Annotated in this window: 26 protein-coding genes; 18 read left to right on the plus strand and 8 right to left on the minus strand. The window is 32.9% G+C overall.

The genetic code is table 11. The features are described from left to right. Nucleotides 1-10: 10 nt before the first annotated feature. The 5 genes from JJ847_04600 (at nucleotide 11) to JJ847_04620 (ending at nucleotide 5,924) form a co-directional block, all read left to right on the plus strand. Nucleotides 11-2,128 (plus strand): ARC6/PARC6 family protein, encoded by a 2,118-nt coding sequence (locus JJ847_04600; GenBank protein MBO6960162.1) that lies wholly within the window; start codon nucleotides 11-13, stop codon nucleotides 2,126-2,128. Nucleotides 2,129-2,175: 47 nt separating this feature from the next. Then, on the plus strand, nucleotides 2,176-3,699 hold the full coding sequence (ffh, locus tag JJ847_04605) for a signal recognition particle protein (GenBank protein MBO6960163.1): 1,524 nt from the start codon (nucleotides 2,176-2,178) through the stop codon (nucleotides 3,697-3,699). A gap of 55 nt (nucleotides 3,700-3,754) precedes the next feature. Then, nucleotides 3,755-4,120: a 30S ribosomal protein S16 gene (rpsP, locus tag JJ847_04610; GenBank protein MBO6960164.1), complete on the plus strand. Its 366-nt coding sequence runs from the start codon at nucleotides 3,755-3,757 to the stop codon at nucleotides 4,118-4,120. A gap of 36 nt (nucleotides 4,121-4,156) precedes the next feature. Then, nucleotides 4,157-5,113, plus strand: coding sequence for a PhoH family protein (locus JJ847_04615; protein MBO6960165.1), 957 nt, complete (start codon nucleotides 4,157-4,159; stop codon nucleotides 5,111-5,113). Nucleotides 5,114-5,186: 73 nt separating this feature from the next. After that, entirely contained in the window at nucleotides 5,187-5,924 is a 738-nt protein-coding gene (locus JJ847_04620; protein MBO6960166.1) for a US12 family protein, read from the plus strand. Between the two features lie 50 nt (nucleotides 5,925-5,974). Here JJ847_04620 and JJ847_04625 read toward each other — a convergent pair whose 3' ends face one another. Next, nucleotides 5,975-6,502 (minus strand): hypothetical protein, encoded by a 528-nt coding sequence (locus JJ847_04625; protein ID MBO6960167.1) that lies wholly within the window; start codon nucleotides 6,500-6,502, stop codon nucleotides 5,975-5,977. 38 nt (nucleotides 6,503-6,540) lie between these two features. Between JJ847_04625 and era the strand changes: the two genes are divergently transcribed. The 4 genes from era to larB are packed head-to-tail and all read left to right on the plus strand — an operon-like array spanning nucleotide 6,541 to nucleotide 9,769. Further along, entirely contained in the window at nucleotides 6,541-7,452 is a 912-nt protein-coding gene (gene era, locus JJ847_04630; protein ID MBO6960168.1) for a GTPase Era, read from the plus strand. Continuing rightward, nucleotides 7,453-8,673 carry a tRNA (guanosine(37)-N1)-methyltransferase TrmD gene (gene trmD / locus JJ847_04635; GenBank protein MBO6960169.1) on the plus strand — a complete coding sequence of 407 codons (1,221 nt, stop codon included), beginning with the start codon at nucleotides 7,453-7,455 and terminating at the stop codon, nucleotides 8,671-8,673. It begins immediately after the preceding gene. Then, on the plus strand, nucleotides 8,670-9,116 hold the full coding sequence (locus JJ847_04640; GenBank protein MBO6960170.1) for a TIGR03792 family protein: 447 nt from the start codon (nucleotides 8,670-8,672) through the stop codon (nucleotides 9,114-9,116). Before trmD ends, JJ847_04640 begins: the two co-directional genes overlap by 4 nt. Then, nucleotides 9,113-9,769 (plus strand): nickel pincer cofactor biosynthesis protein LarB, encoded by a 657-nt coding sequence (gene larB / locus JJ847_04645; GenBank protein ID MBO6960171.1) that lies wholly within the window; start codon nucleotides 9,113-9,115, stop codon nucleotides 9,767-9,769. The genes JJ847_04640 and larB overlap by 4 nt, the downstream gene beginning before the upstream one ends. A gap of 203 nt (nucleotides 9,770-9,972) precedes the next feature. Here the strand turns inward: larB and JJ847_04650 are convergent, their stop codons facing one another. The 4 genes from JJ847_04650 to JJ847_04665 form a co-directional block, all read right to left on the minus strand. Next, the gene (locus JJ847_04650; GenBank protein MBO6960172.1) at nucleotides 9,973-10,140 is read right to left on the minus strand and encodes a hypothetical protein; all 168 of its coding nucleotides are present in this window, start codon (nucleotides 10,138-10,140) and stop codon (nucleotides 9,973-9,975) included. Between the two features lie 112 nt (nucleotides 10,141-10,252). Next, nucleotides 10,253-10,462, minus strand: coding sequence for a sulfur carrier protein ThiS (gene thiS / locus JJ847_04655; protein ID MBO6960173.1), 210 nt, complete (start codon nucleotides 10,460-10,462; stop codon nucleotides 10,253-10,255). Then, entirely contained in the window at nucleotides 10,452-11,507 is a 1,056-nt protein-coding gene (locus tag JJ847_04660) for a thiamine phosphate synthase (GenBank protein MBO6960174.1), read from the minus strand. Before JJ847_04660 ends, thiS begins: the two co-directional genes overlap by 11 nt. Nucleotides 11,508-11,514: 7 nt before the next feature. Next, entirely contained in the window at nucleotides 11,515-12,438 is a 924-nt protein-coding gene (locus tag JJ847_04665; protein MBO6960175.1) for a bifunctional riboflavin kinase/FAD synthetase, read from the minus strand. A gap of 67 nt (nucleotides 12,439-12,505) precedes the next feature. Between JJ847_04665 and JJ847_04670 the strand changes: the two genes are divergently transcribed. Beyond that, on the plus strand, nucleotides 12,506-13,039 hold the full coding sequence (locus JJ847_04670) for a DUF3611 family protein (GenBank protein ID MBO6960176.1): 534 nt from the start codon (nucleotides 12,506-12,508) through the stop codon (nucleotides 13,037-13,039). Here the strand turns inward: JJ847_04670 and surE are convergent. Continuing rightward, on the minus strand, nucleotides 13,019-13,828 hold the full coding sequence (surE, locus tag JJ847_04675; protein ID MBO6960177.1) for a 5'/3'-nucleotidase SurE: 810 nt from the start codon (nucleotides 13,826-13,828) through the stop codon (nucleotides 13,019-13,021). The genes JJ847_04670 and surE overlap by 21 nt on opposite strands. A 69-nt stretch (nucleotides 13,829-13,897) precedes the next feature. Between surE and pheS the strand changes: the two genes are divergently transcribed. Next, entirely contained in the window at nucleotides 13,898-14,908 is a 1,011-nt protein-coding gene (gene pheS / locus JJ847_04680; protein MBO6960178.1) for a phenylalanine--tRNA ligase subunit alpha, read from the plus strand. A 67-nt stretch (nucleotides 14,909-14,975) separates the two neighbouring features. Continuing rightward, entirely contained in the window at nucleotides 14,976-15,884 is a 909-nt protein-coding gene (locus JJ847_04685; GenBank protein MBO6960179.1) for an NAD(+) kinase, read from the plus strand. A 13-nt stretch (nucleotides 15,885-15,897) separates the two neighbouring features. On the opposite strand, the gene cbiE is transcribed toward JJ847_04685, so the two are convergent. Next, nucleotides 15,898-17,172, minus strand: coding sequence for a precorrin-6y C5,15-methyltransferase (decarboxylating) subunit CbiE (gene cbiE / locus JJ847_04690; GenBank protein MBO6960180.1), 1,275 nt, complete (start codon nucleotides 17,170-17,172; stop codon nucleotides 15,898-15,900). An 83-nt stretch (nucleotides 17,173-17,255) separates the two neighbouring features. Here cbiE and JJ847_04695 point away from each other — a divergent pair, with 83 nt between their 5' ends. The 6 genes from JJ847_04695 to lexA all read left to right on the plus strand — a co-directional run bounded on the left by JJ847_04695 (nucleotide 17,256) and on the right by lexA (nucleotide 22,699). Then, complete coding sequence (locus tag JJ847_04695) at nucleotides 17,256-17,507, plus strand: hypothetical protein (protein MBO6960181.1); 252 nt, start codon at nucleotides 17,256-17,258, stop codon at nucleotides 17,505-17,507. Then, nucleotides 17,482-17,982, plus strand: a complete 501-nt coding sequence (locus JJ847_04700; GenBank protein ID MBO6960182.1) for a DUF3122 domain-containing protein — start codon at nucleotides 17,482-17,484, stop codon at nucleotides 17,980-17,982. The genes JJ847_04695 and JJ847_04700 overlap by 26 nt, the downstream gene beginning before the upstream one ends. 13 nt (nucleotides 17,983-17,995) lie before the next feature. Beyond that, entirely contained in the window at nucleotides 17,996-19,090 is a 1,095-nt protein-coding gene (ribD, locus tag JJ847_04705) for a bifunctional diaminohydroxyphosphoribosylaminopyrimidine deaminase/5-amino-6-(5-phosphoribosylamino)uracil reductase RibD (GenBank protein MBO6960183.1), read from the plus strand. Between the two features lie 113 nt (nucleotides 19,091-19,203). Then, nucleotides 19,204-21,066 carry an ATP-dependent zinc metalloprotease FtsH gene (gene ftsH / locus JJ847_04710; GenBank protein ID MBO6960184.1) on the plus strand — a complete coding sequence of 621 codons (1,863 nt, stop codon included), beginning with the start codon at nucleotides 19,204-19,206 and terminating at the stop codon, nucleotides 21,064-21,066. A gap of 28 nt (nucleotides 21,067-21,094) precedes the next feature. Next, the gene (gene argF / locus JJ847_04715; protein ID MBO6960185.1) at nucleotides 21,095-22,024 is read left to right on the plus strand and encodes an ornithine carbamoyltransferase; all 930 of its coding nucleotides are present in this window, start codon (nucleotides 21,095-21,097) and stop codon (nucleotides 22,022-22,024) included. A gap of 54 nt (nucleotides 22,025-22,078) precedes the next feature. Beyond that, nucleotides 22,079-22,699: a repressor LexA gene (lexA, locus tag JJ847_04720; protein MBO6960186.1), complete on the plus strand. Its 621-nt coding sequence runs from the start codon at nucleotides 22,079-22,081 to the stop codon at nucleotides 22,697-22,699. Nucleotides 22,700-22,897: 198 nt separating this feature from the next. On the opposite strand, the gene JJ847_04725 is transcribed toward lexA, so the two are convergent. Beyond that, entirely contained in the window at nucleotides 22,898-23,905 is a 1,008-nt protein-coding gene (locus JJ847_04725; GenBank protein ID MBO6960187.1) for a glycosyltransferase family 4 protein, read from the minus strand. Nucleotides 23,906-24,076 lie beyond the last annotated feature (171 nt).

Genomic DNA, 24,076 nt, shown 5'->3' on the forward strand with positions numbered 1-24,076 from the left:
GGATAATTGTTTGGAACTTCCCTTAGATCATTTTCGTTTAATTGGCGTAAGCCCCTCTGCATCATCTGAGGAAATATTAAGAGCTTTTCAATTACGTTTAGATAAAACCCCTGATGAAGGGTTTACTTATGAAGTTTTAACCCAAAGATCAGAATTGCTTCGCTTAACTGCTGATTTGCTTACAGACCCAGAAAGCAGAAGAAAATACGAAAATATGCTTCTTAATGGAGCCTCAGGATTGGAGTTTCCTTCAAATAGAGAAGTGGCAGGATTGATTCTTCTTTGGGAATCAGGTTCCTCAAAAGAAGCTTTTAAAATTGCAAGAAAAGCCTTGCAGCCCCCACAAACCCCAGCTTTAGGAAGTAGTAGAGAAGCTGATTTAACTTTATTGGCTGCTTTAACTGCAAGAGACTCTGCAATTCAAGAACAACAACTTAGATCCTATTCAAATGCGGCAGACTTTTTACATGAGGGTATACAACTTCTGCAAAGAATGGGAAAGCTTGTTGAAATGAGGAAAAGTCTTGAGGAAGACTTGGTTTCTCTGCTCCCTTACAGAATCCTAGACTTACTTAGTCGGGATTTAAGTGATAAGGAGTCTCATAAAAAAGGTTTAAGTATGTTGGAAAATTTAATAATTAAGAGAGGTGGTTTGGAAGGTAGTAATAAATCTGAATATGGAAATTATCTAAATCAGCAAGAATTTGAAGTTTTTTTTCAACAAATTAAGCCATATTTAACTGTTCAAGAACAGATAGATCTGTTTCTTGAATTACAAAAAAGAGGATCATTTGAAGCCGGATTTTTAGCTTTTCTATCCTTGATAGCAATTGGTTTTTCTAGAAGAAAGCCAGAAAAATTATTTGAAGCAAGAAAAATTTTAAAAAAAATCAATTTACCAGGGCTTGATTCAATGCCTTTAAATGGTTGTTTAGATTTGTTATTAGCTGATATTGATCAAGCCTATGCAAGGTTTTTAAGTAGCACAGATGAAAACTTACAAAATTGGCTAAATGATTATCGGGGAGACAAATTAGAGGCGATATGTGTTTTTTGTAAAAACTGGTTAGAAAATGATGTTTTAGTGGGTTATCGTGATATTGACGTAAAAGAGGTGAATCTTGATTCATGGTTTGAAGATAGAGAAATTCAAGAATTTATCGAAAAATTAGAAAAAAAATCAAATAAAATTAGTATTAATTCAAGACTTTATAATCAAAATAATTCCATAAACGAATCTTATCAAAATTCAGAAGGGATAAAATCTTCGAAGAGAAAAGGATATGAAGATGAAAATAGTTTGCCTTGGCCTGGAGGTATTAAGGTACAAGATGAAACGCAGATTACTCAAGAAAATATCTTTGAGGAAAAAGCTCTCAAAACTAAATCATTAGATTTTTATAGTTACTTAATTGAAAAAATTGCAGAATTTAAGTTTAGTATTGGAGAATTTTTAGAAAACAAAGGAATTTTCAAGTCTCCATACTTTACTTATTTCTATGCTTTTTTGATTTTATTTGGGGTTGGTATAGGCATCGGACTGCTTAGAAATAGTTTAAATAAATCTAATCAAGACAATACAACGATAGTGAAACCATCAAAAATTGCAAATAAAGATAAAGAACTAATTAAAGAAAATATAGTTCAAGAAAATAAAAAAATAGCTTCAAATCAATCAAATCAAACTGAATCTATCAGTTCAGGTAAAGTCGAAAATATGTCCCTGCAGGTCATAGCAATTACCAAAGCTTCACCTTCAATAGAAGAAATAAAATATTTAATAGATACATGGTTATCAAATAAGAGCAATTATATGGCAGGGAAAAAAGAAATTAATCTTTCCAAAATTGTTAAAGATGGCCTGATAAAAAGGACTATTGATGAAAGGCAAAAAGATATACAAAAAGGTTTATATAAAGAAATTAGCTCAAGAATAGATAAGATAGTTTTGAAATCACAAACTTCTTCGAGAATAGTTGCTGAAGCTGAATTGGAATATAAAGAGAAAATTTTAAAAAACTCGGGTGAGTTAGTTAATGAGACTATAATAAATCCCTTAAAAGTTAAATACATATTAGGTTTTTCTAATAAATCATGGAAATTAGCTGATTTCGTAAGTGGCTTGTAATTATAAACTTCGGGATCATCTATAATAATTAAAAATACTTTTAAATAATGTTTGATGAACTATCATCACGCTTTGAAGACGCAGTAAAAGGTTTAAGAGGCGAAGCAAAGATTAGTGAAAACAATATCAATAGTGCCTTGAAAGAGGTGAAAAGAGCATTACTCGATGCGGATGTTAGTTTATCAGTAGTAAAAGATTTTATTTCAGATGTTAAAGATAAAGCTGTCGGTGAAGAGGTAGTAAGGGGTGTAAACCCAGGTCAAAAATTTATAGAAGTTGTAAATAAAGAGTTGATTAATATTATGGGGAATGAAAATTCTCCATTAGAAGAAAATGAAAATAGTCCTACCGTTATTTTAATGGCTGGACTTCAGGGAGCTGGTAAAACAACTGCAACAGGAAAATTAGGTCTTCACCTGAAGGAAAAAGATAAAAAAGTTCTTTTGGTTGCAGCAGATATTTATAGACCAGCAGCTGTTGATCAACTTAAAACACTAGGAAGTCAATACGACTTAGAAGTTTTTTCGGCCGAAGGAAAAAATTGTAAACCAGAAGAGATAGCAAAGGATGCACTGAATTATGCGAGTGAAAATAATTTTGATTCGATCATTATTGATACTGCAGGAAGATTGCAAATTGATGAATCAATGATGAGTGAAATGGTTCGAATAAAAGAAGTTTCTAATCCTGATGAGGTTTTGCTTGTTGTTGATTCAATGATTGGGCAAGAAGCTGCTGACTTGACAAAATCATTTCATGAAAAAGTAGGAATCTCTGGAGCGATACTAACCAAGTTGGATGGAGATTCAAGAGGAGGTGCCGCTTTATCAATAAGAAAAATAAGTGGCAAACCAATAAAATTTATTGGAGTAGGAGAAAAAATAGAGGCATTGCAACCATTCCATCCAGAGAGAATGGCTAGCAGAATCTTAGGTATGGGTGATGTATTGACACTTGTTGAAAAAGCCCAAAAAGAAGTAGAGCTTGCTGATGCAGAAGCAATGCAAAAGAAACTTCAAGAAGCAACATTTGATTTTAATGATTTTGTTAAGCAAATGAGATTAATTAAAAGGATGGGATCGCTTGGAGGGTTGATAAAACTAATTCCTGGAATGAATAAAATTGATGATGGGATGATTAAAAATGGAGAAGATCAACTAAAGAAAATAGAATCAATGATCTCTTCAATGACTCTCGAAGAGAAACAAAAACCAGAGGTTCTCGCAGCTCAGCCTTCAAGAAGACAAAGAATCGCTAAGGGGAGTGGCTATGAAGCAAAAGATGTTGATAAAGTGTTAGCTGATTTTCAAAGAATGAGAGGTTTCATGAAACAAATGGCAAATGGAGGAATGCCAGGAATGGGAGGAATGCCAGGAATGGGAGGAATGGGAGGAATGCCAGGAATGGGAGGAATGCCAGGAATGGGAGGAATGGGAGGAATGCCAGGAATGGGAGGAATGGGAGGAATGCCAGGAATGGGAGGAATGCCAGGAATGGGAGGAATGGGTAGTAATAAACCTATGAAGAAACAAAAAACTAATAAAAAGAAAAAAGGTTTTGCGGATTTATAGTTTCTAAATTCTTACCTTTAAATGATATTATTATTAAAAACTCACTAAATTTAAGATGATTAAATTGCGCCTTAAGCGCTTTGGTAAGAAAAAAGAGGCAAGTTTCAGAATTGTTGCATGCAATAGTACTTCCAGAAGAGATGGTAGACCTCTACAGGAATTAGGTTTTTATAACCCAAGAACTAAAGAAACTAGACTTGACACGGAGGCCTTAAGAACAAGACTTACACAAGGTGCTCAGCCAACTAATGTTGTTAGAACCTTACTAGAGAAAGGAGGATTATTGGAAAAAGTAGAGAGACCTTCTATTGCTATAGGTAAGGCAAAGTTAGAAAAGGAAAAATTAGCAAAGGCTAAAACTAAAGACGAAGAAGGTGATAGTAGTAAAGCTGAAAGCGAAAGTAATCAAGCAGAAAGCTAGTTCTTTGATAAATTTTTATTCTTATAAAATAACTAAATGAAGGAAGTTTCCAAAACTGGTCACTTCACAATAGATTTGCCAAGCTCTGATGCTGCTACAGCATTATCAGGACCTGGAAATTCCTTTTTAAAAAAGTTTGAGTCTTTAACGGGAGTCTCTTTAACTATAAGAGGCTTACAACTTGAGATGAACGGTGTCATATCTAAGATTGAGAGAGCGTCAGCATTAGTCGAGCTGACAAGACCAATATGGGAACAAGGTTTAGAAGTTCCTGAGGTAGATCTTAAAGCGGCTTTAAGTTCTTTAAATATAGGAGAGTCATCTTCACATGCTGAACTTGCCAAAAAAGTTCTTGCGCGTTCCAAAGAAGGGAGATATTTAAGACCAAGAACTATCAAGCAAAAAGAATATGTTGAATCAATTGAGAACTTTGATCTTACTTTTGCAATTGGTCCGGCTGGAACTGGTAAAACATTTTTAGCAACTGTTTGCGCAGCAAGACTATTGAACGAGAAAAAAATTGAAAAAATCATTCTAACCAGACCAGCTGTAGAAGCAGGAGAAAGTTTAGGATTTCTGCCTGGCGATCTGCAACAAAAAGTAGATCCATATTTAAGACCCTTGTTTGATTCTTTACATAGTATTTTTGGATTTGATAGAACAAATTCCTTAATTGATAAAGGAACTATTGAAGTGGCTCCTTTAGCATTCATGAGAGGCAGAACCTTAGATAAATCCTTAGTTATCTTAGATGAAGCGCAGAACACAACTTGTTCTCAAATGAGAATGTTTTTAACAAGATTAGGTGAAAGATCGAAAATGGTTGTAAATGGAGACATAACTCAAATCGATTTAAAAAAAGATCAGGAAAGTGGCCTTATCGAAGCCGCAAGGATATTCACTGAAACTGAAGGTATAAAATTTTGTTATTTGACTGTTGAAGATGTAGTACGTCATCCTTTAGTTCAGAAAATTATTGAGGCTTATAAATAACCGAATTACTCTGGAGATCCGTACCCTGAAATTTTAAAAATCAAGTAGAATAGAATCATAATTAATAAAAAAAATGCCAGCAAGTAGTAATTTCAATCAAGCTATTCGTGAAGCACAAAATAGCTCAATTATTGGGCCTAACGTTGTTCAAAAAGCTTTACCTTACGTTGGTGGAGGTATGGTTCTAACTTCTTTGGGTGTTCTAGCGGGTGTCTCACTCATAGCAACAAATCCTGGGCTTTTCCAACCTCTTTCAATTCTTGCTTTAATTGCGGAATTTATTTTGTTTTTTATTGCCACAAGCGCTGCAAATAATGCAAATAATACAAAAGCCTTACCTTTACTAACAGGATTTAGTTTATTAACAGGATTCACCTTAAGTGGAATAGTTGCTTTAGCAATAGGAACAATTGGGATTGGTTCTGTCGGAACAGCCGCCTTGGCTACAGGTATAACTTTTGTTATTGCCTCTTATACAGGCCAAAGGATGAGTGATAGCGTCGGCCAAGCACTTAGTGGGGTAGTTGGACTTGGGTTAATAGGACTTCTCATAGCAATGTTTGTTCAATTAATTGGTGGATTCTTCGCTCCTGGAGTTTTCGGAGGTTCAGGGCTTGAATTGATAATTGCAGGATTTGGTACTGTTTTGTTTGTTGCAATGTCTTTTGTAGATTTCTACATAATGCCTAGAAGATACAATGATGATCAATACCTGGCAGGAGCTTTAGGTATGTATCTAACTTATATAAATCTTTTCGTTTTTATATTAAGATTAATGATTGCCCTTCAAGGCGGTGGAAGAAGAGATTAAAAAACTTTTTCAATTCATATTACAAAGCGTAGAATTTTTTCTACGCTTTTTTATTGTGCGATATCAAGAAATTGTTTTTTTATAAAATCCTTCTGCTCTGAGTCATATTTTATCGAATTATCAAAACTATTTCCCATATTATCTAGGTCTCTAAGGAATTGATTAATAGTCTTCGTAACCAACTTTGTTTCTAGCAGTCTCAAAATAGCTTTACATCTATCTGAAATGTTTTCTGATGTTTTCTGATATTCATGATTATTATCTCTTCGATGAATAATAATTTGGGCGGAACTCATTATTAAATTTTTTACTATTATTTCCGCTACAGCATCCCCACCTTCGTTCAGTTTGAAAATTAGTGAAAAAGGAAGTTTATCTAACAATAAACAATTTTTATCTGATAAGGCGTATGCAAAAAATCCTCTTAGCCCATTTTTTTTCTTAATTAGTTCTGCAATCCTATCTGCTAAAACCTCTTCGCTAAGTAAATCTTCTCCCCACTCTTTACACCATTGTGCTGATATATTTATTGCCTGAGTAAAAGAAGCTTCTTTTAAATTTATGGTTTTTTTTTCCATTTTTGATCAGAATTTTATTATTGATGTATTAAAAGTCTTTGAACAATTATAGATCTGGGTTTGTAACTTTACTAGGAAGGCCAAATGTGGGTAAATCTACTTTAATAAATAAGTTGATTGGAGAAAAAATAACAATTACTTCTCCAATAGCACAAACTACTAGAAATAAATTAAAAGGAATACTTACTACAAACAATGGGCAAATAATTTTTGTCGATACACCAGGTGTTCATAAACCTCATCATCGTCTTGGAGAGATATTAGTAAAAAACGCAAAATCTGCAATTAATGGGGTTGATATGGTGATTTTTGTAATTGATTCAAGTGAAGAACCTGGCAGAGGTGATGAATATATATTGAACTTTTTAGTCGGAAATAAAACTGAGTTTATTGTTGCATTAAATAAGTGGGATTTGGTTAATAAAGAATTTAGGAATCAACGATTAGATCAATATAGAAGATTTTTTGGAGTTAATAGAAATTTTCAGATTGTAAGTGCTTCTAAAGGAGAAGGATGTTCTGAACTGGTAGATATGGTACTTAACTTTCTTCCGGAGGGGCCAAAACTTTATGAGGAAGAGACGATATGCGACCAACCATTAGATAACTTGTTGTCTGATTTAGTAAGGGAGCAGGTATTAATAAATACAAGAGAAGAAGTACCTCATAGCGTTGCAGTCAAGATAGAAAAGATAGAGGAAATGAAAAGAAAAAATGGAAAAAGTTTTACAGCTATTTTGGCTACCATTATCGTTGAAAGATCATCTCAAAAAGGTATTCTTATTGGAAAGAAAGGTTCAATGTTAAAAATTATTGGTCAGTCATCAAGATCAAATATGTCAACATTAATTGATGGTCCAGTTCATTTGGAGTTGTTTGTGAAAGTTGTTCCAAATTGGAGAAAAAAAGAATCAAGGCTTATTGAGTTTGGTTATGAGGAAGATTTCTAGATGAGTAGTTTCAATTTTGATGTAATTACATTATTCCCAAAAGCTTTTGAACTATTAAATAATTTAGGAGTTATAACAAAGGCTCTAGATAAGAATCTAATTAATGTGAAATTACATGATTTAAGAGGATTTGGCGAGGGTTCATATAGGCAAGTTGACGATAAGCCTTATGGAGGAGGAGCAGGAATGGTTTTGAAACCAGAACCTATTTTTAAGGCGTATGAATCAATTAAAAAGTCATCTAAAAGTAAAACTTTGTTGATGACCCCTCAGGGTAAAGTCTTAAAGCAGGAATATCTTACGAGATGGTCAGCTTTGGATCAAATTATCATTATTTGTGGTCAATATGAAGGTTTTGATGAAAGGATTAGATGTTTAGCTGATGAAGAGATATCGATAGGTGATTATGTGCTTTCAGGAGGTGAAATACCTGCTATCTCAGTAATTAATGGTTTGACTAGATTATTACCAGGGACTCTTGGTGATCCAGACTCCTTAGTGGATGAAAGTCATAATTCTTCTTTATTAGAATATCCTCACTACACGAGGCCATTAATTTTTAAGGATATGAAAGTACCAGATGTTTTAGTTAGTGGTAACCATGAAGAGATTAAATCCTGGAGAAGGCAAAAAAGTATTGAAAGAACATTGGAGAGAAGAAGTGATTTGATTTCAAATGAAAACTATAAAAAATCGCCACAAAGTAAGACAATAATAAAAGAGTCTAATCAATTTATGAATTTCAGAATAGGTAATGGATACGATATTCACAGACTAGTAAAGGATAGAGATTTAATTATTGGTGGTGTAAAATTGCACCATCCGGATAAATTAGGATTAGATGGTCATAGTGATGCTGATGTTTTAAGTCATTCAATAATGGATGCATTATTGGGCGCACTTTCTCTAGGCGATATTGGAAAGTATTTCCCACCATCTGATGAAAAGTGGAAAAATGCTAATAGCTTGTTGTTGTTATCAAAAGTAATTGAATTGATAAGACAAGATGGTTGGGAAATAAATAATATTGATAGTGTTCTTATAGCTGAAAGGCCAAAAATCATGTCGCATATTAAACTTATGAAAAAAAATATATCTGAAACCTTAAATATCAATGAGAATTTAATTGGGATTAAAGCAACCACGAATGAAAAAATGGGCCCAGAAGGAAGAGAAGAGGGTATAAGTTGCCATTCAGTAGTGCTATTGGAGAAAAAATGAAATTAAATTTAAATTTGAAAAAAAATTTCCAACGATTTTATTTAGCATTAATATGCTTAATAGTTTTAATTTTTCAGTCTGATATTCCTAACTTAAAAGCTCTTCCTATGGATAATTATCAAAGTGAAATGGTCATAGAGGAATTAAGACTTAAAGTCCCTGCCGATGCAAAAGCAACATGGTTGAATGCTGAAAAAGAAATATGGGAGCCATGGTTATCTTCTCAAGATGGTTTTTTAGGGAGACAATTGTTTTGGGATAAAGAAAAAGAAGAAGCTTTAATATTGGTAAATTGGAAAAGTAAAAAATTATGGAAAAATATACCAATGTCAGAAGTAAATATAGTCCAACAAAAATTTGAAGATAATGTTAAGACTGCTCTAAATGTAAAAGTAAATCCTTTTAAATTAATTTATGAGGGAGAATTAGATAAGCAAGGATGAATTCTGACATAAGATTTGATTTCCAAAGAAGAGAGAGGCTTGGACTCATTGAAGCCATTTGGGGTCAAGACAAGAGTATCGACCAATTAAAGAGATTATCTGAAAGCGTATTAAGTAAAAATGAGGTTGTTTTCATTACAAGGATTAATAGTGAAAAGGCTAATTATCTTTTAGATTTGTATGATGATTCACGATTCTATGAAGAAGCAAGATGCTTAATAATTGGGAAAAATCTGAATAAAATAAATACAAATAAAAAAGTTGCCATAATTTCAGGAGGCTCAAGTGATGTGCCTGTAACACTTGAAGCTCAATTGGCTCTTGAAATTTATGGAGTTAATTGTCAATCTTTTATAGATGTTGGAGTGGCAGGACTGCATCGATTAATCAGTCAGTTAGAAGAGATTAATAAATGTGATGTATTGATAGTTTGTGCTGGAATGGAGGGAGCTTTGGCAACTGTTGTTGGAGGATTGTTGGCACAACCGATAATTGCAGTACCTGTATCTGTCGGATATGGAGTTAGCAAAAATGGAGAAAGTGCTTTAAATAGTATGTTATCAAGCTGTTCGCCAGGTATTGCAGTTATGAATATAGATAATGGTTACGGAGCAGCAATGGCCGCTCTAAGAATTATTAATAGTTTTTCTTAAATATTTACTTTTTTTCGATTTCTAATAGGTTTTCTATCCATAAATTGAGTTGTTTTGAAAGCATTCCTTCCTCTCTCATTTTTATCGCTTTAATCACAACTTCAGTGTTTACCCACTCTGGAAATCTTTTAGGCATTTATGTTTATATTCAGTAATTTTAATTTGGTACAAATTTTTATAAAAACAAGACCTAAGTAACAAATTTAATCTTTTAAGTTTGATTTGGTTCCTAATCTGGATAATTCAGAAGAGGTATGTTCACTTTCTACATTTTTTAATCTTTCTATTAACTCAGAAAGATCTTTATGAGCTAACTCCCCATTTTGCTCCCATTTAAGAGATCTTGAATTATTATCAATTTTTTCTTTCATTGGTTTAAATGATTAATAAAAATATAAAACGAAAACAAAAAAAAATTGGTTAATGTTTCAAGCTTAAACTTAAAAAATTATGAAGATTTTTAATAAGTAAAGATTTTATCTCTTATCCACCCCCAACTATTGAAACGATTTCTAAATTATCACCATCTTTAAGTTTCACTGTTTCCCATTTTAATGAATTAATAATTAGATTATTTAACTCGACAACAATTGTGTTGGGTTTATATCCCATTAAATTTAGTGCCGTGGAAAGTAGAGCATTTCCTTGATCAAGTTCTAATTTTTTTTCTTCTCCGTTTACCTTAATTTTCATGAGATAACTTTTTTAAAATCATAATAGCGTCTCCTTTAGGATCTTCAGAATTCATTAATTGTGAAACTAGGGCAAATTTTTTAATGCCATTACTTTTTAGATATGAAATATTATTTGTCTTAATTCCTCCGATAGCAAACCAAGGAATGATTAAATCTTTTGTTAATGTTTTGATCTTTTCGATCCCTAAAGGTTTTTTATTTTTTTTCGTGGCGGTTTCAAATACTGGTCCTATTCCTATGTAATCACAACCATCTTTAAGAGCATTAGAAATATCAATTTCATTATTTGCGCTAATTCCAATTAATTTTGAATATCCTAATAATTTTCTCGCGGTTTTTAAATCTAAATCATCTTGACCCAAATGAACACCATCCGCATTTGATTGCAGAGCTATATCAACCCTATCGTTAACTATAAACAACGAATTATACCTTTTACATAGATTTTTAATCTGAATTGCTTGTTGAAGATGATCTTTATCAGTTCCAGTTTTAAATCTATATTGAATTATTTTTACTCCTGCAATTAATATTGCCTCAATAATTTCCAATAAGTTTTCCTTGTAATCTGTGATGACGTATAAATCATTTTCTTTTAATATTTTCTCCGATTTTTTATATTTACTTAATCTTAATAATTCAATTTCTAGAGTATAAATTTCATATCTGATTTCTGAAGCAATTTTTGAAAGCTCAAAATTATGTTGCCTTGAAAATTCTTCTATGACCCTTAGCGCTTCTTGAACTCTTCCTGCATTAGAACTTATTATTTGATCAGGCGAATTTCTTTTATTTTGTTCTTGATGAGTTAATCCTTTGCATTCGTCTTCAATAAAATTTCTTGATTGCTTATAGACTTCCAAATGATTCTTTCCTAAAATTTGCCTAAAATTTTTTATCCTCTTAACAAAATCATTTTCCCCTAACCCAAATCTAGCCCAATCTTCAAGAACTCTCAAGCCTTCTCTTGCTCTATCAAGATTCGCGTCGATAATTTGATATATTCGGAAATCTTTAGCTTCTTTACGATTGTAATTCTGCATTTGAAATTTATTTTTTGTCAGTTTTAAAAATTCTTAGGGCATTTTCTCTATCTTTTTTAATTTGATTAGAGAGTTGATCTATATTCTCGAATTGGATTTGAGATCTCAGTTTTTCAATTGGTTCAACAGATAAATTTAAACCATATAGATTAATATCTTTATCTATAAGATGGACTTCAACTGCAGATGGAAGTAAAGGATTTATTGTTGGTTGAGAGCCAAGATTCATAACAGATTCAATCTTTTGATTGGAATTTTCTATAGTTGTCCAAGCCGCGTAGACACCTTCTCCAGGTAAAAATTTTCTGCCATCTATTTCAAGATTAGCTGTGGGCCACCCTATATTTTTCCCAATACCTTTACCCTGAACAACCTTTCCTTTAAAACTATAAGGCCTATTAAGAATTTTGAACGAATTCTTAAGATCACTTTTCTGTAATAAATCTCTTATTCTGCTGCTACTGATTCTACCTTCTTTGTCTTCTAAAATCGGAGTAATTTTTAGCTTTATATCCATATCTTTAATCGTTTCTTTAATAGTATTTATATCTCCGCTTCTTCTAAACCCAAATTTAAAATTAGCACCTACAGAAATGCTTTTTGCTTGTAATTGATTTATTAAGATATCTCTTATGAACCTTTCTGCACTTAATTCGGATAGTTCCTTATTAAAAGGAATCATAACTAATTGTTTAATTCCTAGATCTTCAAGAATAGGTAGTTTTTCACCAGGGAGATCAAGTCTAAGGCGTGTTTCTTTATAAAGAACTTCTCTGGGATGAGGCCAGAAGCTAGCAATCGTGGGAGTATATTGATTTTCTTCAACAACACTTTTTATTAATTTTCTGTGGCCAGCATGTAGCCCATCAAAACTTCCAATAGCTATTGAAGTAGGATTCTTAATTTCAGATGGCGATATTAAAGAGATCAAAAGATTACGTGCAATTTTATGATTTTGATGGCAAATTTGAATAGATTATAGTTATTCAATCAAATGAATGTCTGACAAAATTGATTTTCAGTCGCTTTCATTTGGAATGCGGCGCATTGGATGGATACGCTTTTGGATTCAATCTATTTTAGGTGTTGTTGTCGCTGCTGTTTTGCTTTTTTCAAATGTTGTAAATAATAGCGAAGGACAGCTTGGCTTAACTCCTGGTCTATCACTTACAACAATATCCCTAATTTTACTACTTTTTAGTCTTTGGCAAGGTTGGTTAATAGTTAGAACTGGTAGGGCAATTGCAAGCAACGCAAGACCCTCCAGAGGGCAAACAAGCAAATTAATTAAAAGAGGTTTGGTTGTTGATTTATTAGGAATTTTGTTTGGATTAATTGGATATCAAGCACTCATGGGTGCCCTATTCATACAAGCATCCTCTCAAACAACGGGACAATTAATAACAGCGACTTCTGATATCCCAATAACCGGGCTTGAGATTTTATCTGTACTAAGTAATACACAAGTTATTGCTGCCCACTTCTTGGGACTTTGCTTCTCGTTATGGCTTTTAAGAAGGATTTACAAATGAATTGTTTATTTTAGGCAATAACTCTAGACCTCCTCTCCAAAATAAATCTGGCTCAACGGGTGTAAGAGATATTTTATTTTCTTGTATTTGAGATACGTCACTAGGCCAATTTCTTGGACCATAACCTTTTGATTTGAGGTCTAAAACCACCTCCCCAGCTAACCAATAATAATCGTCACCTCTTGGATCGGCTCTTTTAGAGAATTGATTTTTATATTTTCTGATTGATAATCTTGTCCAAGATAACTCTTTTATTTTGTTTTTCTCACAGGGAGGGATATTCAGGTTTAATAGTAGTGAAGATGGCCAACTATCTTCAAGTGCTTGTTCTGCAATATTCATTGCAATTTCTCCAGCAAATTCAAAATTCTTCCATTTAAAACTTGCAACACTTATTGCCATTGAGGGAACATTTTCTAAAGTACCCTCCATTGCTGCAGCGACAGTGCCTGAACAAAAAATATCTGTCCCTAAATTTGGTCCATGATTTATTCCAGATAGAAGCAGATCAGGTTTGCTATCTAGAAGTTCAGATAGCGCTAATTTAACGCAATCAGCAGGCGTTCCTGAACATCCCCAAGCTTTTATCCCTTCTCCAAATAATTCGTCCGCTCTTTCAACTCTTAAGGGAGATTGCAAAGTAAGTCCATGACCTGTAGCTGATCTTTCTTGGTTAGGACATACTACTGTTACCTTATTTCCTCTTTTTTGTGCAGATTTTGCTAATGCTCTTATCCCCTCTGCAAAAACACCATCATCATTACTAATTAATATGTTTAAAGGTTTCATTAATCATTAAATTTTAATTATGGACGATATTTAAGTAAGATAAAAATAATACTTATTTTTACTATATCAGTGAGTCAAATTGAATCATTAAGTCAAATTGAGGAAAAACTAAATAATCTTTCTCAAACAGCAAAAAATAATATAGATGATGCTAATACTCAAGAAGAACTTGATCAATTGAGAGTCTCACTTCTGGGAAAAAAAGGAGATTTATCCATTATCCTCAAAATAATGGGTCAACTATCTCCTACTGATAGACCAATTGTTGGTCAGAAGGCAAATTCAATTAAGACAAGCTTGCAAAATCTAATAACCAAAAGAAAAAATCAATTAAATATTGAAGCCTTAGATCAGCAGATTAAAAATGAAAAAATTGATGTAACAATCCCTTCAATTGGTACACTGCCTGGAAGTAAACATCCTTTAATTTCAACCCAAGATGAGATAATAGATATTTTTTGCGGTTTAGGTTATGCAGTTGAGAGCGGGCCCGAAATAGAGACTGATTTTTATAATTTTGAGTCCCTAAACATACCCAAAAATCATCCTGCGAGAGATATGCAGGATACTTTTTACTTAGATGAAAATCGACTCTTAAGGACCCATACTTCTCCTGTTCAAATAAGGTACTTAGAAAATCATCAGCCCCCAGTAAGAATTATCGCCCCTGGGAGAGTGTATAGAAGAGATGCTGTAGATTCTACTCACTCTCCCATATTTAATCAGGTTGAGGTTTTATGTATTGATCAAGACATTAACTTTAGTCATTTGAGAGGAACAATACTTACTTTCTTGAAGACGTTTTTTGGTGATATACCTGTAAGGTTTAGAGCTAGTTACTTTCCATTTACTGAGCCTTCAGCGGAAGTTGACGTGCAATGGAAAGGCAAATGGCTAGAAGTAATGGGTTGCGGAATGGTAGATCCCAAGGTCTTAGAAAAATTGGGAATAGATCCTGAGAAATGGACTGGATTTGCAGCAGGATTAGGAGTTGAGAGATTTTGTATGGTAAGACACCAGATTGATGATATTAGAAAATTTTATACAAATGATCTTAGATTTTTAGAGCAGTTCAAATAGAATCGAATTTTTAAATTAGGATTGTATAACAAATTAGTTTAAGATAGTCCTAGTTTTAATTTTTTGATTGGTACGTAAAGCAGGACTAATCGTTAATGACGGAAAAGATTTAGCTGTTCAAACTGCAACTTCTGTTCAAAAAAAATTGGAAAAATCCAATTTTGAAGTTGTAAGAGTAAGTAGCTCTGGAGGTATGGTTGGGTTTGCTAATCCTGATCAACACGTCCGGCCATTGGGATATGCAAATTGTGTCCCAGAAGGTTTTGATTCGTCAATAGAATTTGCTATTGTCCTTGGTGGAGATGGTACTGTCTTATCTGCTGCTAGACAAACAGCTCCTGCAAATATTCCTATCCTCACCATCAATACAGGACATTTAGGTTTTCTTGCTGAAGCTTATTTATCTAACTTAGATGAAGCAATTGATAAAATTATAAATGGAAATTGGGATATTGAGGAAAGAACTTGTTTTATAATTAGTGTAATGAGAAATGATCAGAGAAGATGGGAGTCTCTCTGTCTCAATGAGATGGCACTTCATAGGGAACCCCTTACAAGTATGTGTCATTTTGAGATTTCTATTGGTAGACATGCTCCTGTTGATATTTCAGCTGATGGGGTAATTTTATCTACTCCAACTGGCTCAACTGCATATTCTCTGAGTGCAGGAGGACCTGTCATAACCCCTGATTGTCCAGTTGTGCAACTCACTCCAATTGCGCCACATTCTCTAGCATCGAGAGCATTGGTCTTTAATGATTCAGAGCCAGTGACTGTTTTCCCAGCAACTCCAGAAAGATTAGTAATGGTTGTTGATGGAAATGCTGGTTGTTATATCTGGCCTGAAGATAGAGTTTTGATTAGAAAAAGTAAACACTCAGTAAAGTTTATTAGACTCGAAGATCATGAATTCTTCCAAGTTTTAAGGAATAAATTAGGTTGGGGATTGCCTCATGTGGCAAAACCTAATAAATAATAAATATTTCAATTTATTTTTTCCCTTTTAATAAAAAGACAGGATTGTTTGGTTCTAATCTAATTCCATCTGCAATACTTAAGCTTTTATAAGTCTGAATTAAATTTAAATTTGTTTTAAAATTTTTATCTTCTAATTCCTTTTTCAATTCCTCAATGGTTTGAATATCTATTATTGGGATAACGATAATATCTCCGATATGCATATCTTTGGCCAATTTATTAATAATTAGAAGTTTAGTTGTTTTATCACATCCTCCGATCACCAATCTATTAGGTTTTTTTATAGATCTAAGATTTTGTCTTTTAAGGATAGTGTTTATGTCTTCCTCTAGAATCAATTTTGGTTTAACTCCCAGCCTTTTTGAGTTTTCTAAAATTAATTGTTTCGAGCCAATTCTTTTATCGATACAAAATAAATCTAATTTAGATCTTAATTTTAATGACTCTAAACCAATTGACCCACATCCTGCACCTATATCCCAAATAACACCAGTTTCTGGGAGCTCTAGATCAGCTAAGATTTGAATGCGAACTTCCCTTTTGGTTAACAAGTTTGGCCTATCTTCAAATGTGTTAAAAAAAATGTCACTGATTCCAAAAAGCGGCAAATTACTTCTCGAATATTTATCTTTTGTTTTTGCAAGAACACCAATGTTCAAACTCGATATATTAGATGGAAAAGATTCTTTTAGATTCAATTTCCTTATATTTTCATTATCGAAACCTATCTCTTCACAAAGCCAAAAATCATAAACATCAATAAGATTTAGTTCAAATAAGTTTTTCTGGATAATTTCTAAACTTTTGTTATTTGAATCTGTAATTATGGCTAAACTTGCAGGCTTGGTTTTAAGTACCTCAACTAACTTAGTTGAATCTCTTCCATGCATACTTATACTGATTGTATTTTGCCAAGGTATCTTTAACTTACTAAATGCTAATTGAACGCAAGTATTTGAAGGGTAGAAACTTAGCTCATCTTTTGAAAAATTTTCAAGGAGAATTCTTCCAATTCCAAACCATAGAGGATCTCCTCTTGAAATTAAAATAACGTCAGTTTTTTGTTTTCTAAGCCAGTTAATGAGTTCGTCATTACTTTTGCTCTTAAAAAATACCTGCTTTTGTTTTAAATCATTTTCTTTCCATGATTTTATTTTTTCAAAATATGAATTAGGTACTGCGATGTTAACTGTTTTTATAAATAGATTTTGTAATTTAAAAGGTAAATCTTCAAATTTAAAAGAATTAATCCCTATTACATGAATTTTTCTATTAACTGCAATCATAAATACTTAAGTATGAGAACCTATTCTATTTGAATGTTTTATTAAAATATCCTATTATTATCTGAGTTATCAAAATGAAGTAATTGTCTGACAGGAGAAAGAGATTGCATGATTTATTATTAAATCTAATAAATAAGGACAGTGAATTCGAATTTATTGAAGAAGATTCTAACGATTTAACATCTAGCTATTCTGAGAAAGATACTTTGAATTTATCTCGAGTTATAGAAAAAAATCGTAAAATAATCAAAAGATACCAAGCAATTGTCCGAACGGCAGTAACTCTTGATGCACTAATGGATTCAGAAAATGAAGAAAATTACAAAATCAAATAAAAATATACTTTCAATATTATTATTAAAATTATTTTTAATCCTGTCCTTTATTTTTTATCCTTTAAAAGTTTTTGCAGAAATTGCAGAGACAGAAATTAATGGAGACTTGATAAGTGCTAGTAGTGAGTTTTTAAGGGATTTGGACTTTGAAACTTGGCAGTTGGTGGCTTATAAATCACCTCTTTTGGAAGACGAATTAATTTTAAGAGTTATAGGATATCCAGGAAATCTCAGGATTGATCATCCCACAGGTTTAAACGTTGAATCTGGAAGAAAACAGTGGTTATTAGAAGATAAAACATTACTTAATGTCGAATTGGCAAATGACGGCAGACAAGCCGCTGCAGAATTTGATCTTGATGAGCTTGTTCAAAATATTGATAAAAATAGACCATTAAGATTGTCCTTGTCGGGTGTATTTTCTGAGTTACCTGTTCCTCCTTTCGTTGTTAAAGAATGGAGATCACTGAAATGATTTTTAAACTAATATGTCTAAAAAAAATGTAAGCCATATAAAATGGATGAAAAGAGCTATTTGTTTAGCATCATTGGGAAAAAATACAACAAGCCCGAATCCCAAAGTGGGAGCTGTAATTCTCGATAAAAATGGAAAACTTATTTCAGAGGGATTCCATTTAAAAGCAGGAATGCCGCATGCGGAAGCAATGGCTTTTGAAAATTTAAAAGATGATCCTAGAGGTGGATCAATGTACGTCAATCTAGAGCCTTGTTGTCACCAAGGTAAAACTCCTCCTTGCGTAGATGCAGTTATTTCTTCAGGTATTAAATACATATATATATCTATCAAAGACCCTGATAAAAGAGTTTCGGGGAAAGGTATTGAGCTGCTTAAAGCAGCTGGGATTAAGGTTCATTTAGGAATATGTGAAAAAGAATCTTTAGATTTAAATAAGTCATTTATTCATAGGATTACTACTGAACGCACTTATGGAGTTTTAAAATGGGCAATGAGTATTGATGGACGGATAGCTCTTCAAAATGGACAAAGTAAATGGATAACAAACCAAGAATCCAGATCACTTGTTCATAAATATCGATCTGAATTTGATGCAATAATTATTGGTGGAAATACATTAAGAAAAGATTCGCCGATTTTGACTACTAGAGGTCATAAAAGTCCTGAACCATTAAGAGTTGTCTTCACTAAGACTTTAGATCTGCCAAAGAAATCAAATCTGTGGGATTGTAGTGTAGCTAAAACTCTAGTTGTCTATGATGCCTCCTCTGCAAATGAGCAATATCTTAATAGGATTCCAAAATGTGTTGAGGTTGAAAAGTTACCCTCAGATAACCCAGAATTACTCTCCAAATTATTAGCTAAAAGAGGATGTAATAAAGCTCTTTGGGAATGTGGACCTCTTTTGGCTACTTCAGCTATCAAAGCAAGTTGTATTCAGGAGATAAAGGCTTTTATCGCGCCAAACATTCTAGGAGGAGAAAACTCTATGAATCCACTTGGGGATTTTGAATTTAAAGATATGGATGAAGTTATTAAATTAAGAGATTCTGAGGTTACTTTTATTGGCAATGATATTTGCGTTCAGACTTATTTAAAAAATTAATTTTCACTTATGTAGTTAATGGGTTAAATTACCGTACGGTTCTCACCCAAAAAAATTAATGCAGATACGGAAGCTCTTTGTTTAGTTTATAATAAGTTCAAAATGCAAAAACTATGCCAATAAGACAAGACGATAATCAACCTAGTAAAAGATTTGGAATTATAAATATTATTTTGATAGGTGTCGGAGCATTACTTCTATTTAGTAGCCTTTTTCCTAATCAAAACATGCAAATACCGAGAGTCCCCTACTCTTTATTTATAGATCAGGTTAATGATGGAGAGGTCAAGAGAGCTTATATTACTCAAGAACAAATTAGATATGAACTTAAAGGAGCTGAAGAAGGTTCCCCATCTGTTTTAGCCACAACTCCAATCTTTGATATGGATCTTCCCCAAAGGTTAGAAAATAAAGGAGTAGAATTCGCTGCTGCGCCCCCTAAAAAACCTAACTTCTTCTCAACTATTCTAAGCTGGGTGGTACCTCCTTTGATATTCATCCTTGTTTTGCAATTCTTTGCAAGAAGAAGTATGGGAGGAGGAGGTGCTCAAGGTGCTTTAAGTTTTACCAAAAGTAAAGCAAAAGTTTATGTCCCAGATGACGAATCAAAAGTTACTTTCGCTGATGTTGCAGGAGTTGACGAGGCTAAAGATGAGTTAACAGAAATAGTTGATTTTTTAAAAAAACCTGAAAGATATACAGATATTGGAGCAAGAATTCCCAAAGGTGTTCTTTTGGTCGGTCCTCCTGGAACTGGAAAAACTCTTCTATCTAAAGCAGTTGCAGGCGAAGCAGAAGTTCCTTTCTTTATTATTTCTGGATCAGAATTTGTAGAACTTTTTGTAGGAGCTGGTGCTGCGAGAGTAAGAGACTTATTCGAACAGGCTAAGAAGAAAGCACCATGTATTATTTTTATTGATGAATTAGACGCAATTGGTAAAAGTCGTTCTGGTTCAATGGGGGTAGTTGGCGGTAATGATGAAAGAGAACAAACTTTAAACCAACTTCTCACGGAAATGGATGGATTTGCTTCTGCAGATAAGCCAGTTATAGTTCTTGCGGCAACCAACCAACCAGAAGTCTTAGATGCTGCTTTACTAAGGCCAGGAAGATTCGACAGACAAGTTTTGGTAGATAGACCTGATTTATCAGGAAGAAAAACAATTCTTGAAATATACACAAAAAAGGTAAAACTAGCAGAATCTATTGATTTAGAGTCTATAGCTCAAGCTACTAGTGGGTTTGCAGGTGCAGATCTAGCAAATATGGTTAATGAAGCGGCTTTGCTTGCTGCAAGAGCAAAAAGAAAAAGTGTTGAACAACAAGACCTTAGCGAAGCTATAGAGAGAGTTGTTGCTGGTCTTGAGAAAAAAAGTAGAGTACTTCAAGATGAAGAGAAGAAGGTTGTTGCGTACCATGAGGTTGGTCATGCAATTGTTGGACATCTTATGCCAGGAGGTTCGAAAGTTGCTAAAATTTCAATTGTCCCAAGGGGTATGAGTGCACTAGGTTATACACTACAACTTCCCACAGAAGAAAGATTTCTTAACTCTAAAGAGGAATTAAAAGGACAAATAGCAACACTTCTTGGGGGTAGATCAGCGGAAGAAGTGGTTTTTGGTAAAATCACAACTGGAGCTTCTAACGATCTCCAAAGAGCAACTGATATTGCGGAACAAATGGTTGGTACCTTTGGAATGAGCGAGATTTTAGGCCCTCTAGCCTATGATAAACAAGGAGGCGGGCAATTCTTAGGTAATGGGAATAACCCAAGACGATCAGTAAGTGATGCTACTGCTCAAGCTATAGACAAAGAAGTCAGGGATTTAGTAGATGATGCTCACGAGACAGCTTTAAATATTTTGAGGAATAATTTGCATTTATTAGAATCAATTTCTCAAAAAATACTCAAAGAAGAAGTCATAGAAGGTGAGGATCTTAAAAATCTCTTAGCTGAAAGTAAAATGCCTGCATAGTAGAATTTAACTCTTCTTAATTAAATTGATGCTAAAACCAAACAAGCTGGTTAATCCAAATTTTTTATCAAGTTTGGATGCCTCAACGGAAGAAGTTTTTTATTTATTGAGCCTTGCGGAAAAATTTAAAAATAAAGATCTTAATATTGAACTAAAAGATAAAGTTTTAGGTCTAATTTTTGATAAGTCTTCTACTAGAACCAGAGTTAGTTTTCAAGTTGCTATGTCAAGACTTGGTGGTACAACTATTGATTTAAATCCAACTACCTCTCAAATTGGTAGAGGCGAGCCCATAAAAGATACTGCAAGAGTTCTAAGCAGGTATTGTGACGTGATAGCGATAAGAACTTTTCAGCATTCAGATTTAGAAGAGTATGCGAAGTGGTCCTCTAAACCTGTTATAAATGCCCTCACCGATTTGGAACATCCTTGTCAAGCTTTGGCAGACTTTATGACAATTAAAGAGGAATTTATTGATCTTAGTAATGTAGTTTTAACATTTATTGGTGATGGTAATAATGTTGCAAATTCCCTTATTTTATGTGGAGCTTTAGTAGGAGCGGAAGTGAGAATTGCTTGCCCAAAAGGATACGAACCAAATAATGATGTTATAAAAAGAGCTTTAGAGATAAATAAAAATAAAAAAGATTCTTTAAAAATTATCAATGACCCTTATAAAGCTGTAATTGGATCAAATGTCTTGTACACAGACGTTTGGTCTTCAATGGGTGAAGAAAATCAGAAAGAAGAAAAAGATAAAGATTTTGAGGGCTTTACTATTAATCATGATTTATTGAAGAAAGCTACAAAAGATGCAATTGTTTTACATTGTCTTCCAGCGTATAGAGAAAAAGAAATAACGAGTGAAATATTTGAAAGTAAGAATAATCGTATTTTCGAACAAGCAGAAAATAGACTTCATATTCAACAAGCTCTATTGGCTTCCCTTCTTGCTTAGAACTTGCAAGTATTCTATTTAAAGGGTACAAATGTATTAGAGTACATATGTTCCTTGGTTAATTATTCAGACGAAAAACTTACTGAGGCTCAAAATGAGCTTTATCAGTGGATAAAAGATTATGTAAGTAATTTTAAGCATAGCCCTTCAATAAGGCAAATGATGAGCGCTATGGGTTTAAAATCACCAGCACCAATTCAAAGTAGGCTTAAACATCTGCAAGATAAGGGCTTTATTTCTTGGCAGGAAGGCAAAGCGAGGACTCTTAAATTAGTTGATGAGATTATTGAAGGTATTCCAATTAAAGGATCTGTAGCCGCAGGGGGGTTAATTGAAACCTTTTCAGATGTTCAAGAAAATCTTGACATTACAGAAGTCTTTAAGAAAAAGGATATTTTTGCACTTAATGTTAATGGAGATTCAATGATTGATGCATGTATAGCTGATGGAGATATGGTATTGATGGAACCTATAAGAGATTCTTATTCTATTAAAAATGGAACAATTGTAAGTGCGTTGGTTCCAGGCTTGGGTTCAACATTAAAGTACTTTTTTAAAAGGGGGGGTAAAGTATTTCTGGAGGCGGCTAATCCAGCTTATGAACCTATCGATATTACTAATATAGAAGAAATTCTCTTCCAAGGAAAACTTTTAGCAGTTTGGCGAAAAGTTTAGTTGACATTTTTTTACTTAATTCTAAGTTTTAATCTTTAGTCCTAATCTTTAAAAATACTATGGTGATTTTAAATTGTTAGGAAAAATATTTTGTGATTTAACTAAAGTAATAAATTTTTAGCTTTAAAACTTTCTTACTTTCTCAGTTAGTGAAAAGAGTAAAAATAATAGTTTTTTTTTGAAATACAAAATTTATTTTTAAATCTTCTCTAGTGATTCTTCAAAAATACTATTGTGTCTGAGAATCCATTTTTTTATATCAAAAAACTCAGTTGCTCTAATTCTTGATGCCTCTGACATATTTATTTTGTTTTCTATTATTTCTTTCATCCCATTTGAGATTTCATATTTTCCTGGTACTTTATTTTTTTTCCAATTTCCTGATACCTTTAGCCCTACTCCGGAATTTTTATCAACTAATTCTGGGGTGCCTCCGCTTTTTGAATATAAAATTGGCAATCCACAAGCCATTGCTTCTATCACTGCAGTAGGACAATTATCTTGATAAGACATGGTTATATATGCATCTGCCTGTTGGTAAATTTTAGGAGCATCTTTTTGTGTAAAGTTTTTTAGAAAATTAATATGTTCTGATAAATTAAGCTCATTTATTTTAGAAAATAAATATTTCTCATCTTCAATATATCCTGCAATTTTAAGACATATATTTTTGTTTTCCCTTAATGTTTCTTTCAAAGCATATAGAAGAGATGTAATACGATAATTACTTTTTTTCCTGATATTACCTGTAACTAAAAATGTGAAACGCGAATTATTAGAATCCTTCGTAGGAACAAAAAAGGATGTATCAACTGCATTATATAAAACTTCTCCTTTACCCATTCTTTTGCCGAGGAACTTTTCGGAAGTCCTTTTGCAGAAATATGATTGCCATAATACATAGTCAGCAAGGTGATATATTTTGGACATTCTAAGATTTTGTTTCTGCCAATCACCTTCAAACCATGCAGGATAAAAAACCCCATTTTGATTAAGAATCACAGGCAATGATTTCTTCTTGATTAAATTAATCGCGGAATTATTTAAGTAAATTGAATTTGATAAAAGGTAAATTATGTTGAAATTAAATCTATGTTCTGGGAAAAAATTATTTAATTTTTGTATTTTTACCATTGGTCCTCCTTTATCACCTTGCCTTGCTCCTGCGTAGAATAATTTAGGGTACTTTTTTGAAAAATTTATCAAGCAATTTAAAAATATTTGAAAAGTAATGTATCTTTTCCATAAAAAAATAGTTAGCTTTTTATGGAACTGCCTCTTTAAAATCTTTTTTAAAATAGTTGTATTGTCCAAAATTTATATTATACGATTTTCCTTATAAGGTTACTTATATTTTAGATCATAGGAAGTTTATAT

Source organism: Prochlorococcus marinus CUG1438 (assembly GCA_017644325.1).
Classification (GTDB): Bacteria; Cyanobacteriota; Cyanobacteriia; order PCC-6307; family Cyanobiaceae; genus Prochlorococcus_A; species Prochlorococcus_A marinus_AA.